16 protein-coding genes are annotated in these 15,154 nt (G+C 47.4%); 12 read left to right on the plus strand and 4 right to left on the minus strand.

Translation table 11 applies throughout. The annotated features are described in order from the left end of the window. Positions 1-7: 7 nt before the first annotated feature. Positions 8-496, minus strand: coding sequence for a glutathione peroxidase (locus AC0J5I_RS08965; RefSeq protein WP_475299487.1), 489 nt, complete (start codon positions 494-496; stop codon positions 8-10). A 224-nt stretch (positions 497-720) separates the two neighbouring features. Between AC0J5I_RS08965 and pta the strand changes: the two genes are divergently transcribed. From pta to AC0J5I_RS08995, 6 genes are all read left to right on the plus strand, one after another. Then, complete coding sequence (gene pta, locus AC0J5I_RS08970) at positions 721-1,695, plus strand: phosphate acetyltransferase (RefSeq protein ID WP_475299488.1); 975 nt, start codon at positions 721-723, stop codon at positions 1,693-1,695. Positions 1,696-1,850: 155 nt separating this feature from the next. Next, complete coding sequence (gene tsaE, locus AC0J5I_RS08975) at positions 1,851-2,333, plus strand: tRNA (adenosine(37)-N6)-threonylcarbamoyltransferase complex ATPase subunit type 1 TsaE (RefSeq protein WP_475299489.1); 483 nt, start codon at positions 1,851-1,853, stop codon at positions 2,331-2,333. A 1-nt stretch (position 2,334) separates the two neighbouring features. Continuing rightward, complete coding sequence (locus AC0J5I_RS08980; RefSeq protein ID WP_475299490.1) at positions 2,335-2,865, plus strand: N-acetyltransferase family protein; 531 nt, start codon at positions 2,335-2,337, stop codon at positions 2,863-2,865. Between the two features lie 671 nt (positions 2,866-3,536). Then, positions 3,537-4,505, plus strand: coding sequence for a metal ABC transporter substrate-binding protein (locus tag AC0J5I_RS08985; RefSeq protein WP_475299491.1), 969 nt, complete (start codon positions 3,537-3,539; stop codon positions 4,503-4,505). A 177-nt stretch (positions 4,506-4,682) separates the two neighbouring features. Then, a complete protein-coding gene (locus AC0J5I_RS08990; RefSeq protein WP_475299492.1) occupies positions 4,683-5,336 on the plus strand; it encodes a phosphoribosyltransferase in 654 nt (217 codons plus the stop codon). Beyond that, on the plus strand, positions 5,329-5,973 hold the full coding sequence (locus AC0J5I_RS08995; protein WP_475299493.1) for a dienelactone hydrolase family protein: 645 nt from the start codon (positions 5,329-5,331) through the stop codon (positions 5,971-5,973). The genes AC0J5I_RS08990 and AC0J5I_RS08995 overlap by 8 nt, the downstream gene beginning before the upstream one ends. Positions 5,974-6,093: 120 nt before the next feature. On the opposite strand, the gene AC0J5I_RS09000 is transcribed toward AC0J5I_RS08995, so the two are convergent. Genes AC0J5I_RS09000 through AC0J5I_RS09010 form a run of 3 tightly spaced genes read right to left on the minus strand, consistent with a single transcriptional unit; the run spans position 6,094 to position 7,950 of the window. Beyond that, positions 6,094-6,879, minus strand: coding sequence for an SDR family NAD(P)-dependent oxidoreductase (locus tag AC0J5I_RS09000; RefSeq protein WP_475299494.1), 786 nt, complete (start codon positions 6,877-6,879; stop codon positions 6,094-6,096). A 44-nt stretch (positions 6,880-6,923) separates the two neighbouring features. Beyond that, on the minus strand, positions 6,924-7,685 hold the full coding sequence (locus AC0J5I_RS09005; protein ID WP_475299495.1) for an exodeoxyribonuclease III: 762 nt from the start codon (positions 7,683-7,685) through the stop codon (positions 6,924-6,926). Between the two features lie 16 nt (positions 7,686-7,701). Then, positions 7,702-7,950, minus strand: coding sequence for a hypothetical protein (locus tag AC0J5I_RS09010; RefSeq protein ID WP_475299496.1), 249 nt, complete (start codon positions 7,948-7,950; stop codon positions 7,702-7,704). Between the two features lie 323 nt (positions 7,951-8,273). On the opposite strand from AC0J5I_RS09010, the gene murB reads away from it, so the two are divergent. The 6 genes from murB to AC0J5I_RS09040 all read left to right on the plus strand — a co-directional run bounded on the left by murB (position 8,274) and on the right by AC0J5I_RS09040 (position 15,007). Beyond that, positions 8,274-9,188, plus strand: coding sequence for a UDP-N-acetylmuramate dehydrogenase (murB, locus tag AC0J5I_RS09015; RefSeq protein WP_475299497.1), 915 nt, complete (start codon positions 8,274-8,276; stop codon positions 9,186-9,188). An 87-nt stretch (positions 9,189-9,275) separates the two neighbouring features. Continuing rightward, entirely contained in the window at positions 9,276-10,979 is a 1,704-nt protein-coding gene (locus tag AC0J5I_RS09020) for an ABC transporter ATP-binding protein (RefSeq protein ID WP_475299498.1), read from the plus strand. A 200-nt stretch (positions 10,980-11,179) separates the two neighbouring features. After that, the gene (locus AC0J5I_RS09025; protein WP_475299499.1) at positions 11,180-12,268 is read left to right on the plus strand and encodes an ABC transporter ATP-binding protein; all 1,089 of its coding nucleotides are present in this window, start codon (positions 11,180-11,182) and stop codon (positions 12,266-12,268) included. Positions 12,269-12,279: 11 nt separating this feature from the next. After that, positions 12,280-13,092, plus strand: a complete 813-nt coding sequence (locus AC0J5I_RS09030) for an ABC transporter permease (protein WP_475299500.1) — start codon at positions 12,280-12,282, stop codon at positions 13,090-13,092. Next, positions 13,089-13,940: an ABC transporter permease gene (locus AC0J5I_RS09035; RefSeq protein ID WP_475299501.1), complete on the plus strand. Its 852-nt coding sequence runs from the start codon at positions 13,089-13,091 to the stop codon at positions 13,938-13,940. Before AC0J5I_RS09030 ends, AC0J5I_RS09035 begins: the two co-directional genes overlap by 4 nt. After that, complete coding sequence (locus AC0J5I_RS09040) at positions 13,937-15,007, plus strand: ABC transporter substrate-binding protein (protein WP_475299502.1); 1,071 nt, start codon at positions 13,937-13,939, stop codon at positions 15,005-15,007. Before AC0J5I_RS09035 ends, AC0J5I_RS09040 begins: the two co-directional genes overlap by 4 nt. Positions 15,008-15,154 lie beyond the last annotated feature (147 nt).

Here is a 15,154-nt window from a genome sequence, read left to right on the forward strand (position 1 = left end):
TTTTGGTCTATTCGTTACTGTTTACTGGTTGCTCCAAGGCGCTTTCGATCAGCTTGGTCATTTTTTTTGGTGAGGTGATCGGGGCGAAACGTTTGATGATTTCGCCTTCTCGGCCAATCAGGAATTTTGTGAAATTCCACTTGATGGCGCCGCCTCCAGTCTGTTCGACCAAATATTTGTAGAGCGGATCCGCATTGTCTCCGTTCACTTCGATCTTATCGAACATCGGGAAAGTGACGCCGTAATTGAGTCGGCAGAATTCAGCAGCCTCGGCACCGTTCAATGGTTCTTGGTTATTGAATTGGTTGGACGGGAATCCCAGGATGATGAAATCCTTGTCTTTGTAATTTTCGTAAAGTTCCTCCAGTTCATCCAATTGGCCCACCAAACCGCACTTCGAAGCTGTATTTACGATGCAGATGACTTTTCCTTTGTACTGTTCCAGTGATACAGATGACTGATCTGTTTTAATTGCTGAATATTCATAAATGGACATATTGAAGGACTCCTTTGGTTATGCTACTTATAGGTGCTAAAACATAGTATAAACAACAATGTAAAGGATTGCAAAAAAAATGCCCGCGCCAAAATTGAAGGAGATATGACAGTTTGATGAGAAAATATGAAATTGTAACAGTAATTTCCATAAATGACTGTTTTTTTATTCTCGTTTGCTGTATGATAGTTGAGTATTATAAATCGAATCTGGAGGGATTTTTTTTGGACATGTTTGAAGGCTTAAGCCAAAAAATCGTAGGAAAAAAAATAAAAATCGTTTTCCCGGAAGGCTTAGAACCAAGAATTTTAGGGGCAGTCGTACGTCTTAAAGCGGAAGATTTAGTGGAACCCATCGTTATCGGAAATGTGGATGCAGTCAAAGAAGCTGCAAAAGGCCGCGGTTTTAGACTAAGTGGTATCCAAATCATCGACCCAGCTGATTATGCTGAACTCGATGAAATGGTTGCATCTTTCGTCGCTCGCCGTAACGGTAAAGTCACTGAAGAACAAGCGAGACAATTGTTGTTGGATGAGAATTATTTCGGAACAATGCTGGTATACATGGGCTTAGCTGATGGTTTAGTGAGCGGTGCTGTTCACTCTACAGGCGATACTGTCCGTCCTGCACTTCAAATCATCAAAACAAAACCAGGTGTAAGCCGCACAAGCGGTGCTTTCATCATGATCCGTGGTACTGAAAGATTCCTGTTTGCGGACTGCGCAATCAACATCAATCCTGGCGCTCAAGAATTGGCTGAAATTGCTGTCGAAAGTGCTAAAACTGCTGAAATGTTCGAAATCCAACCAATCGTTGCTTTGATGAGCTTTTCAACAAAAGGTTCAGCAGCATCACCAGAAGTCGACAAAGTCGTGGAAGCTACCAGAATCGCAAAAGAATTGGCTCCTCAATACAACATTGACGGCGAATTGCAATTCGATGCTGCTTTTTCTGAAATAGTCGCTAAACAAAAAGCTCCTGGCTCAACTGTAGCAGGTAAAGCTAAAGTATTCATTTTCCCTGAAATCCAATCAGGAAACATCGGCTACAAGATCGCACAACGTTTCGGCGGGTTCGAAGCAGTTGGTCCAATCTTGCAAGGCTTGAACAAACCAATTTCCGATTTATCACGCGGATGTAACGAAGAAGATGTCTACAAAACAGCCATCATCACAGCAAACCAAACATTACTTGATTAATGAAAAAATGGAAAGCCTGGATCACATCGGGCTTTCCATTTTTTTGTTATGCCTTAAAATGGGTTATCCGCAGAAAAAAGGTGCATTCCGGAGTGAATGTTCCTATAATAAGGAATGGAATAAAATAAATTGGTGAAGATGGAGGCAGATTCAGAATGTTCACCTTACAGGCAAAGAATGAAGAAGAAACGATGGGGATAGCCGCGCAACTGGCGCAGCTATTGGAACCGAAAGATGTCATCCTCCTTGAGGGAAATTTAGGTGCCGGCAAAACCACTTTTACAAAAGGACTGGCGAAGGGTCTGGGCATTGAAACAGTCATAAAAAGCCCCACGTATACTTTGATCAGAGAGTACACAAAAGGCAGGCTGCCGCTGTACCATATGGACGTCTATCGTTTGGAGGATGTCGGCGGCGATGATCTGGGTTTCGAAGAATATCTCTACGGGAATGGCGTTTCCGTTATCGAATGGGCAAAGTTCATCGAAGAAGAATTGCCGGATGAATATTTGACGATCCGCTTGGTCCCTGCGGGGGAATTTTATGAAAATCGGGAAATCACTTTTCTACCGACCGGCGAACGTTATGACGCTTTGGTCGAAACACTACAGGGAATACTCACGAAAGAAGGACAATAGCATGCGCAAAAGAGAGAAAGTCGAAATCATGATCCGGGAAGCCATCCCTGCCGATGCAAAGGACATCATTGCTTTCAGCAGAAAAACCGGTGCCGAAACGCCTTATTTGGCTTACGGGGCTGAAGGCTTGGAATTGTCCGAAGCCTTCGAAGAATTATATTTGGAAGATTTGATGGAGAAAGACAACAACGTGATGCTGATTGCGACGATAAACAACAAGCAATTGATTGGTTTGGCGTCCGTCGGGGCAGTGGATAAACCGAAACTTAGACATATAGGTGAAGTCGGTATCACCGTCGAGAAGGATTATTGGGGATTCGGAATCGGTTCAGTCCTGATGGAAGAAATCGAAACCTGGGCAATCGAGAGCGGCGTGATTCGCCGTTTGGAGCTTACGGTCCACGGCGAAAACGAACGGGCCATCCATCTCTATGAAAAAATGGGTTACCAACAAGAAGCAGTGATGCCGCGTGCCATGCTGATCGATGGAAATTTTATCGACGGCGTATTGATGAGTTTGATGATTGACTGATAGGCAGGTGAAGAATGACGGTTTCGGCGAAAAATTTGGCAAAAACTTTTTGCTTAAAGCGTCATTTCCTACTTGACATGTTAGCGCTTACATGTTATTATAACTATACAAAGAGAGACATACTAAGTAAAACAAAGAATCACAAAAGAGTATGCGACTCTTTCAGGGAAATCCTTCAAAAAGATTTTCCGGTTAACAGCTTTTCAGTTAAGCTGTTAATGCAAAATCTTAGATGGTTCGGAATTTGTGTTCTAGATGCATTTCTAAGACATGAAAACTTGAACCATTCTAAGATTAATAAACAGTAGATTTCATTTGAGCAGCTAGAAGCGAAAGCTTACATGACTTGCCTGAAAGACAAGCATAACTAGTATTGAAAAGTTCGTAGATCATTAAGATTGAACAATCAATGAAGCAAAGATGAGGCTACTGATTTAGGAGGAAGTGTTCCGATTGTTGGAGCACTTCCTTTTTATTTTGGTGTTTGGGAGCCACCGTATTTTGTTGCGTCCAAAATTTGTATATATGAAGAAACAGATTATTTGACACAAAATGCTTGCATCCGCTCAATCTTTACGCTATCCTTTAAAACGTAATCGTTACGATTTGAAACAAGCAATCATTATCCGATTTCGGATAGTCAATAAAGAGAAGGCGGAGGGAAAAAATAAATGAATCAAAAAAAGAGTATGAAGTGGGCGTTGTCGTTATTGGGGACAGCAACACTATTGGTTGGTTGCGGAGCAGTCGAGAGCACTACAGAAAATACAGAGTCGGACAAGCTACAAGTCGTCACGACCTTTTATCCGATGTACGATTTTACGAAACAGGTCACTCAGGAAGATGCCGACGTGAGCCTGCTTTTGGAAGCCGGAATGGAAGTCCATTCCTTTGAGCCTTCGAGCCAGATGATCGCGGAAATCCAGGATGCGGATGTGTTCATTTACAATAGCCCTGAGATGGAGACGTGGGTGCCCGATGTGCTCGCTTCCATCGACACTTCCGATATGGTGGTCATTTGTGCAAGCAAAGCGATTACCTTGTTGGAATACGAAGGCGAGGCCCACGCGCATGACCACGAGTCCGAGGAAGAAGATGCAGAGACAGGGCATACCCATACTGTCGATCCGCATGTATGGTTGGACCCTGTGTTGGCGCAAACAGAGGTTACGACGATTGCGGAAGGATTGGCAGATGCAGATGCGGACCATGCTGAAAATTATTTGAAGAATGCCGAAACGTATATCGGACAACTGAACGAATTGGACGAAGCCTACCGTGCTGCTTTTGAGGGAGCTGAAAACCGTACTTTCGTGACACAGCATGCGGCATTCGCATACTTGGCGGCCCGCTATGAACTTAATCAAATCTCCGTAACGGGTCTGAATGCCGAAAGTGAGCCAAGTGCGGCAGACTTGGCGACACTTTCCGATTACGTGAAAGCGAACAATATTTCGCACATCTATTTTGAAAACAATGCTTCTTCGCAGACTGCGGAGACACTTGCCGAAGAGGTTGGTGTGGAATTGGCTGTATTAAGTCCTCTGGAAGGGATTACCGAAGAAGACCAGGAACAGGGTGCGGATTATATTTCTGTGATGCAGGAAAATCTTGCGGCATTGAAGAAAAGCATCAACTGATTCAGAAGTGTTATTGTTCCTCCTTGTGACGTTTGCGTGCTATGATTTGTTTGAGATGAGATGACAGACGAGGGAGAACTGACAGGTCAGGAAACAGCTAACGAAACGTAATTTCAGCCAAACAACATGAACTTGTTTCAGTCAATCGAAGGTTTTGTCGGACAAGGAGGGAACGTTATGTTATTTACCGATCGGAAAGAGGCCGGCATTTTGCTGGCAGAAGCATTAGAGAAGTACCGCGGAGAAGACATTGTTGTATTTGCTTTGCCGCGAGGTGGAGTGCCTTTGGGAGTCGAAATCGCCAAAAAATTGGCGGCACCGCTTGATCTGCTCATCACTAAAAAAATCGGACACCCGTTCAATCCTGAATATGCCATCGGAGCCATCACAGAGGATGCGGACCCAATCTTCAATCCGGGCGAACATGGGGTGTTGGATGAGACTTGGTTGGAATGGGAACTGAAGCGGCTTCGCCAGGAAATCAAACGGCGTAAGGAAACGTATGTCGGGGCAGCGAACATTCAATCGCTGGAAGGAAAAACGGCTATCATCGTGGATGACGGCATCGCGACAGGCTTCACGATGTTCGCCTCGATAGCAGCACTTAAAAATCGGAATCCGAAACGCATCATCGTGGCCATCCCGGTCACACCCGAGGATACCGCGAAAAAGATGGACCAAATGGTGGATGCAGTCGTTGCTTTGGAACGGACAGATGACTATCTCGGCGCTGTGGGCGCCTATTATGTCCATTTCGATCAGCTCGACGACGCGGAAGTCGTCTCTTTACTCCGAAGCATGCATGTGAAGGAGGGGAAGGCAGATGAGTGATCCAGAAAAGGCAGTGCAGATAACTGGCGCTGGTGTCCTGTTGAATGGCGATCTGGCTTTGCACAAAGACGCGAAAGGGCTCATCATTTTTGCCCATGGCAGTGGGAGCAGCCGACACAGCGTGCGCAACAAATATGTGGCCAGTGTGTTGAGGGCTCACGGTTTAGCTACTTTGTTGCTGGATCTGTTGACGGAGGCGGAGAGCGAATGGACCGACAAACGTTTCGACATCGATTTGTTAGCCCATCGGTTGACGCTTGCGGAAAGCTGGGTAAAGCAACAGGATGAAACAAAACAGTTATCAATCGGGTATTTTGGATCCAGCACCGGCGCGGCTGCCGCTTTGCAATCAGCTGCAGTGCTAGGCGATGAAATCAAGGCCGTCGTATCGCGGGGCGGACGTCCGGATTTGGCCATTGCGCATTTGGCTAAGGTCACAGCACCGACGCTGTTGTTGGTGGGCAGCTATGATGACGAAGTGATTGAATTGAATGAAAAAGCCTACGCTTTGCTGCATTGCGAGAAGGAAATGACCATCATTCCAGGAGCCACTCATCTTTTCGAAGAAGCAGGTACGTTGGAACAGGTAGCCGAGTTGGCTGCCCGATGGTTCGTGAAGCAGTTTCCGGAAAAATAAAGCCGGTCGGAGTACTTTCAGACCGGACAACAAAAATAAGCAGAACACCTTTCATTTCGAATGGTGTCCTGCTTATTTTTTATGGGAACTTCAGCTTGCGCCTGCTCTCAATAATGGCGATCACTTGGATTCAGGTTTGTAGGTCCAACCGTGGTCGTTGTGGTAAATCATCAGTTTGGACATCCCGCCGTCGACAGTGAAATTCTGTCCGGTGATGAAGCTTGCTGCGTCACTGCAGAGGAAGCGGATCGTCTGCACGATGTCATCAGGCACGCCGACACGACCGACAGGTTGCTGCAGGAGATCTGCGGCTTCGTAGTCAGGCTGATAGTCCTCATCTTTATGGAAGAAACCTGTGTCGATCCAACCAGGGCTGATGGAATTGACACGGGCTTTTCCGGCCAAGGAAATGCTGAGCGCATGCGTCAATGCAAGGATGCCGCCTTTAGCTGCCGAATAACTTTCGGTGTCCTCTTGCGACATGAACCCGCGACTTGATGCGATGTTCACGACCGAAGCGCTAACTGCAAACATTGGCAAAAGCAAACTCGTCAACAGGTATGGCGCCGTGACGCCCAAAGCCAGCACATAATTGAAGTCCTGATAGGAACATTCCGACAGGATCCCCTGTTTGCTGATGCAAGCGTTGTTCACCAGATAATCGACTTTGCTGAAGCGTTGCTTGACGGCTTCCGCGAAAGCGTGAAGGGCAGCTTCCTCCGCGATGTCCCCGTGATGGAAATAAACGTCGTTCTCTGCGAAACGGGAAACGATCTTTTCGCCGGCATCCTTATCTGTGTCAACGAATGCGACAGCGGCACCTGCATTTAAAAATGATTCTACGGTGGCACGGCCGATGCCGTTCGCTCCGCCGGTCACTACGACCACACGATTTTGAAAATCCATATGCCATTCCTCCTGACTGATTGATGCTTCAATTATTTCGTGTACTAAAGCGAAAGCTTCAGCGATACCGGGCAATGGTCGCTGCCGAAGATATTTTCATGGATATCGGCATCGATCAAGGCGTCCTTCAAAGCTTCCGATACAAGGAAGTAGTCGATTCGCCACCCGGCATTGTTTTTGCGGGCGTTGAAGCGGTAGCTCCACCAAGAATATCTTCCTTCCGCATCCGGATGGAAGTGGCGGAAAGTATCGATGAATCCGTTGGCAACCACTTCGCTGAACTTGGCGCGTTCTTCATCCGAAAAGCCCGCATTCTTGCGGTTCGTTTTCCAATTCTTCAGATCGATGTTTTCGTGGGCAACGTTCAGATCGCCGCAGACGACGACCGGTTTTTCTGTTTCAATGCCTTTCAGAAAAGCCAGAAAGGCTATCTCCCAATCCATCCGGTAATCCAATCGCTTCAGTTGTTCCTGTGAATTGGGGGTGTAGACAGTGACCAGGTAGAAGTCGGCATACTCCAAGGTGATGACGCGGCCTTCCAAATCGTGTTCGGCAGCGCCTATGCCCAACTTGACAGAAAGCGGTGTGTGCTTTGTGAAGATTGCCGTACCGGAATAGCCTTTGCGTTCCGCATAATTCCAATAGGACTCATACCCGGGGAACGCAAGATCAATCTGGCCTTCCTGCAATTTCGTTTCCTGCAGACAGAAGAAATCGGCATCGAAGTCTGAAAAAATATCCGCAAAATTCTTGTTTACTATGGCCCGTAAGCCGTTGACGTTCCATGAGACAAATTTTAGATCCATTTTATGTTCACCTGCCTTAACGCAACGCGATCATATAGTAAAGGAACAGGATGAAGAGGAGAAGATTGATGGCGGCCAGTATCCACTTCATTTTCGGCTCTGGGATGTTCAGCGCAAAAATCGTTCCGACGATCGGCAAGAACAGCGCCAATATCAACGAGGTCGTGGATACGGAGCCAGGGTCCTTGGTAGTGAAGAGGTAAAGAGGGTAAAGAATGGCCAATAATGTGAATGTGATTCCGTTTCTGGTTTGTTTCGGTTGCATGGAGCAGCCTCCTTTATCTGTTATCTGTAATATTTTACCATATCTATGCTTTCGGATCGCAAGTAAGAAGACTGAATTCACGCCCAAAAACGAAAATGGTTTCCTTCTATCTAACAAAGGTATTTCAAATTCATTAAAATGTAAATTTTTTCATAAACTTGTGTTAAAATAGCATGAACAGGTGCGGAGTCGCTTTTAATTAAAACATGATTAATAAATGGTTAAAATAATATAATTAATTGCTGCCGCTTACTTATTTGATACAAATCCGCATCAAGTGATGTTAGAATGGACTACATAAATAAAATTAGTGGGTGAAATGCATGTTGGGGACGGAAATAAAACAACAGTTTCCTGAAACGATCGTTAAAGAGAATGAAAACTTATCATATTATACATACACAAAAACAGGTGGCCCGGCAGATGTGCTGGTCTTTCCGAAAACCAAAGATGAAGTTGCGGCAATTGTTGCCTGGGTAAATGAAAAACAGGTTCCTTTGACCGTTTTGGGTAATTCCAGCAATGTAATCATCAAGGATGGCGGCATCCGTGGCATCGTGATGATATTGACGGAAATGAACCATATGGAAGTGAAGCGCCAACGATTGATCGTCCAGAGTGGCGCACGCCTGATTGATGCTTCCCGGATGGCCTTGGCTGAACGGTTGAGCGGCTTAGAATTCGCATGCGGCATTCCTGGCAGCGTCGGCGGAGCGGTCTACATGAATGCTGGAGCATATGACGGTGAAGTCGAAGAAGTCATCGAATCCGCAGTGGTGATCACACGTGAAGGCAAAATCAAAACATACGAGAAAAATGAACTTGAGTTTTCCTATCGCCACAGCAAGCTGCAGGAAACGAATGAAATCGTTCTGGAAGTCGTTTTCCATCTGGAAAAAGGCAAGCAAGAAGCAATCAAAATGCGAATGGACGAATTGACGGCTTTGCGAGAATCGAAGCAGCCGTTGGAATATCCTTCTTGCGGCAGTGTCTTTAAACGGCCGCCCGGGTATTTCACGGGTAAATTGATTCAAGAAGCTGGCCTGCAAGGTTTGATTTGGGGCGGGGCACAGGTATCAATGAAGCATGCAGGTTTCATCGTGAACATCAACAAAGCTACAGCGACCGATTACATTGAACTGATTGCACACATTAAAACAGTCGTAATGGAGCATTATGGCGTACCATTGGAAACAGAAGTCCGGATCATCGGGGAAGATACAGTGGGAAGCGTATAGGTGAAAAGAAGGCTGGGTGTGAACATTCAGCTCTTTTTTGGATAGCACATAATTATTATTTTTTGAATTTAATGAAGGAGGATAGCCATGCGAAGACCACTGATATCTTTTCAGAACTTTAGTTTCACCTATTCAGATCAAAAGGAACCGACTTTAGAAGAACTGAATGTCACCATCTACGAAGGAGAAAAAATACTTGTGCTCGGTCCTAGCGGCTCCGGGAAAACGACCTTTGCCCGCTGCCTCACAGGCGTATTGCCGAGTGAAGAGAACGGCGATGCGAGTGGAAACATCCTCTTTCACCATCAGGTCGATCAAACCCTTGCCCCCTTTGAAGATTTTCTTCCGAATGAAATGAAACTAGTCAAAAATAGTCTGATTCCCCACGCGGAACAGATGGGCAAATTTGGAGTGAAGCAACACGTCCCATTCCGTACAGCGGATGATGTGAAAAAAATGGATAATTGGCATGATTTTTTGAAGAAACGCCCTTATCTGAAGCGTAGTTTCATGAAATTGTCTGAACAGCAGTTAGGTGATATCACGATGGCCGGCATTTCCTTGGATGGCAAACCTGTGATTTTATTCGACGAGCCATTGGCGAATCTGGACCCGAGTTCCGGGGATTTGGCCATGAAATTCATCGATGATCTGCATCGCGTCAGCGACACGACTGTCCTCATCATCGAACATAGGCTGGAGGATGTTTTGGCGCAACCGATCGATCGCATCCTGCTTTTTTCCGGCGGGCGGATCATCGCGGACGCGACGCCGGAGGAGATCCTCCGCAGCGAAATTTTGAGCGACATCGGCATCCGGGAACCGCTTTACATCACGGCCATGCGCTATGCCGGAGTCGATCTGGATAATGTCCGGGAATTGGCGAACGCAAAGAAAGTGAACGGACCGCAATTAAAGGAACAGATGGAGAGTTGGCTGAATTATTTGCCGCAATTCCGGTATCCCGATTATGATGAAGTGCTTCTGGAGCTGGACGGCTTATCTTTCAAATACCCTTGGAACGACAAGGACATCGTCGACGGTGCCTTTCTACGCATCTACAAAGGGGAAATGATCAGCCTTGTCGGTGCGAACGGCGCCGGCAAATCGACACTTTCCCGTTTGATGACCGGTGAGGAAAAACCGCAGAGTGGCCGTATCTACTGGAAGGGCCATGAAGTCAGTGCCATCGATGCGGATGAAGCGGAAAACTATGTCGGCTACGTCCCGCAGAACCCGAAAGACAGTCTCTCACAGGAAACCGTTTATGAAGAGATAGCCCTAAAAATGAAACAGCGCAACATGCCAGAAGAAGAGATTCGAAGGAAAGTCGATGAAGTTGCGAAAGTCTGCGGACTGCAATACATCAAAGACTTGCCGTTATCGATGCTGAGTTTCGGCCAACTGAAACGGGTGTCGATCGCAGCCGTCTTGGCGCTGAATCCGGAATTGATCATCTTGGATGAGCCGGCTGCCGGGCAGGACTTCAGCCATTACAAAGACATCATGCATTTCCTCCAACGGATCCACCAAAATGGCGTGACCGTTGTGATCGTAACGCATGACATGCACCTGATGCTGGAATATACCCGCAGAGCGGTGGTCATGGCCAAAGGAAAAATCGTGGCTGATACGAGTTCCGCTTTTGTCCTCATCAATCCGAGGCTGATCCAGATCGCCTCATTGAAAGAGACCACCTTGTTCACCTTTGCCAATCAGATCGGAATGACGGATCCGTACTCCTTCACGGAAAAATTCGTCTACTACGATCGGGCCGCGCGTCTGTTCTAAAAAAATACAGATTAGCTCCAAACGCCGGAATGATCATTTCTGGCGTTTTTTGTTCGTGTTTTTTGCTGAAAAGGGTGCTACTTCTTATATAATAATAGTGTTTTGTGCTAACATAATAGTGATGAGTGACTATCCGATTGCCTATCCGCAATCGGAGTGAACGTTCAGTGCCCATAAATAAACGATAAAGGCGGGAGAAAATGACTGACAAACCGATCATTACTTTGGAGAATGTAAAAAAAGTATACGATGATGAAATTGTGTTGCACGATATTAACTTTGAGCTTGAAAAAGGCAAATTCTATACCCTTTTGGGACCCTCCGGCTGCGGAAAAACGACGATTCTGCGTTTGATCGCGGGGTTCGCGGACGCAACGGAAGGCATCATCAAAATCAATGGCGAAACCGTGAACGATATACCGGCGAACCGACGCAAGGTCAATACTGTTTTCCAGGACTACGCGTTGTTCCCCCACATGAATGTTTTCGATAATATCGCATTCGGGCTGACGATCAAGAAAATGCCGAAGGATCAGGTCAAGCTGAAAGTGGAAGAAGCCCTGAAAATGGTTCAACTTGAGGGCTACGAAAACCGTGAAATCAGCGAAATGTCGGGCGGACAGCAACAGCGTGTCGCAATCGCGCGGGCTATCGTCAACGAACCGGATGTGCTGCTGTTGGACGAGCCGTTGTCGGCTTTGGACTTGAAGCTGCGCACGGATATGCAGTACGAACTGAGGGAGCTGCAGCAGCGCCTTGGCATCACCTTTATTTTTGTTACGCATGATCAGGAGGAGGCGTTGGCCATGAGCGATTGGATTTTCGTCATGAACAAAGGCGCGATTGTCCAGAGCGGCACACCTGTGGATATTTATGATGAGCCGATCGACCGTTTCGTCGCGGATTTCATTGGCGAAAGCAATATCGTTCCGGGGACGATGATTGAGGACTATAAAGTCAGCTTCGTCGGCAAGGAGTTTGAATGTTCCGATGCCGGGATCACTCCGGGTGAAAAAATCGAAATCGTCATCCGACCGGAAGATCTGGAACTGACAACTGTCGAAAATGGCAAATTGGTCGTGAATATCGACACGCAGCTATTCCGCGGTGTCCACTACGAAATCATCGGCTACGACAAGGACGGAAACGAGTGGATGATCCATTCCACCAAGCGCGCGGAAATCGGCAAGGATGTCGGGCTCCATTTCGGTCCGCAAGATATCCATGTCATGCGTTTGGGCGAATCCGAAGAAGAGTTCGACGCCCGTCTCGAAAGCTATGAAGAGTAGGGGGAAGAAATATGACAAAAAATTCTAGAGCATTCTATTCGGTTCCTTACGTGCTTTGGCTGGGGCTGTTTGTCATCTCGCCGATGCTGTTGATTCTGTACCAATCGTTCTTCGACATCACAGGAGCCTTCACGTTGGCCAACTACGCGACCTATTTCACTTCCGGCAATTATCTGCGAATGACGTTGAATTCGTTCCTTTATGCATTCATCATCACCCTCGTGACCTTCCTGATCAGTTATCCGACCGCGCTTTTCCTGAGCCGGACGAAGCACAAACAACTTTGGCTGTCCTTGATCATTCTGCCGACCTGGATCAATCTTCTGCTGAAGGCTTATGCCTTCATCGGTTTGTTCAGTCAGAGCGGGACGGTCAATCAGTGCCTTGGCTTCATGGGCATAAGTCCCCAACAAATCCTGTTCACGGACTTCAGTTTCATATTCGTGGCGGCCTACATCGAGCTGCCTTTCATGATTCTGCCGATCTTCAATTCGATCGAAGAACTGAAACCTTCCCTGATCGTCGCCAGCGAAGACCTAGGTGCGACAAGGATGCAGACTTTGACGCGGGTCATCTTCCCCTTGACGCTGAGCGGCGTGCGCAGCGGCTTCCAGGCAGTCTTCATTCCGTCGCTGTCGCTGTTCATGCTGACGCGTCTGATTGGAGGGAACCGTGTCATCACGTTGGGAACCGCTGTGGAACAACATTTTCTCGTCACCCAGAACTGGGGGATGGGCTCCACTATCGGGGTCATCCTGATCATCAGCATGATCGCTATCATGTCCCTGACCAGTGACAAGAAGAAAGGTAGGGGAGTCAAATGAAGACAACTGCCAACACAAAATGGAACAATGCGTTCCTTGCGCTCGTTTTCATCATGATGTACCTGCCGATTTTCTATCTGATTTTTTATTCGTTCAATGCCGGCGGAACCATGAACGCCTTCACCGGCTTCACCTGGGAGCATTACCAAGCCGTGTTTGAGGACACGCGCTTGATCGGCATCGTGTTGAACACGTTTCTGGTTGCTTTGCTTTCGTCCCTCAGCGCGACTGCAATTGGCACGATGGGCGCGATCTATATTTATTACACGAAAAAACGCAGCACCAAAAACACGCTCTTGAGCCTGAACAACGTGCTGATGGTTTCCCCGGACGTCATCATCGGGGCGAGCCTGTTGATCCTGTTCACGCTGCTCGGATTTTCACTCGGCTTCTCCTCGGTGCTGCTGTCGCACATCGCTTTTTCGATCCCAATCGTCGTGCTGATGGTGCTGCCGAAGCTCTATGAGATGAACGATTCGATGATCAGCGCGGCCCAGGATCTGGGCGCAAGCAGCAGCCAGGTGTTCAGCAGAATCCTGATCCCGAGCATCACTCCAGGAATACTGAGTGGTTTCTTCATGGCCTTCACGTATTCCTTGGATGATTTTGCGGTGACCTTTTTCGTGACCGGGAACGGCTTCACCACTTTGGCGGTGGAAATCTACTCGCGGGCCCGCCGTGGTGTCAGCCTGGAAATCAATGCGCTCAGTGCACTGATGTTCCTGTTCACGCTGCTGTTGGTCTTGGGCTACTATTTCATTCAACAATACGGGCACAATAAACGTGCGCAGCAATTAAAGGCAATCGGGAAACGCGCCGGTTCGGATAGGGCGGTGAAACACGGATGAAAAAATTAATGGGAATGGCTGCTGCCGTGCTGCTTGCTTGTGCGGCGATCGCTTTCGGGATAAACGCCTTGAACAGAGCACAGGGCTTTTCGGACGGGAATACGCTGACGATCTACAATTGGGGCGACTACATCGAACCGGAGCTGATCACGAAATTCGAGGAGGAATCTGGGTATAAGGTTTCCTACGAAACGTTCGATTCGAACGAGGCGATGTACACAAAAGTCAAACAGGGCGGGACAGCCTACGATCTGAGCATCCCTTCGGAGTACATGATCGACAAAATGGCTGCAGAGGGCTTGCTGATTGAGCTGGACCATTCGAAGATCGAAGGTCTGGAGAATATCGATCCGCGCTTCCTGGATCTGCCGTTCGACGAGGGCAATAAATATTCAATCCCTTATTTCTGGGGAACCTTGGGCATCATCTACAACGACAAAATGGTGACGGAAGAGATCACTTCTTGGTCCGACCTCTGGGATCCGAGCTACGCGAACAGTCTGCTCTTGATCGACGGGGCGCGCGAAGTGATGGGGCTGGGCCTCCAGAGCGAAGGCTACTCGCTGAACGAAACGGATCCGTTGGTCTTGACGGAGATCGCGGAGAAACTGAAGAACATCACGCCGAACATCAAAGCGATCGTTGCCGATGAAATCAAGATGTACATGATCCAGGAAGAAGCAGCCATCGCCGTGACTTTCTCAGGCGAAGCCAGCGAGATGCTTTGGGAAAATGAAAATCTTCATTATGTGATCCCTGAGGAGGGTTCCAATCTTTGGTTCGACAACATCGTCATCCCGAAGACCGTCAGGAACATCGAAGGCGCTTATGCTTTCATCAATTTCATGCTGGAACCTGAGAATGCGGCCATCAATGCGGAATACGTCGGCTACGCCACGCCGAATAAAACTGCCATCGAGCTGATGGATCCCGAAATCACAAGTGACGAACAATTCTACCCGTCCGATGAAATTATGGACAAACTCGAAGTCTACGAAAACCTAGGAGCCAAAACCCTGGGAACGTACAATGATTTATTTCTTGAAATTAAAATGTTCAGAAAATAAAGGATACGATGAATCCCACTCTTGAAATCGAGCACTAAGAGGATATTACGAGAACGGTCGCTTTTTGACCGTGACGTAATATCAGCTTAGGCGGAGGTTTCTAGGATTCAGAGTTCGACTATAAGGATGCGATGAATTGCGGGTAGA

It is taken from the genome of Trichococcus sp. TS_SC_9 (genome assembly GCF_056156325.1).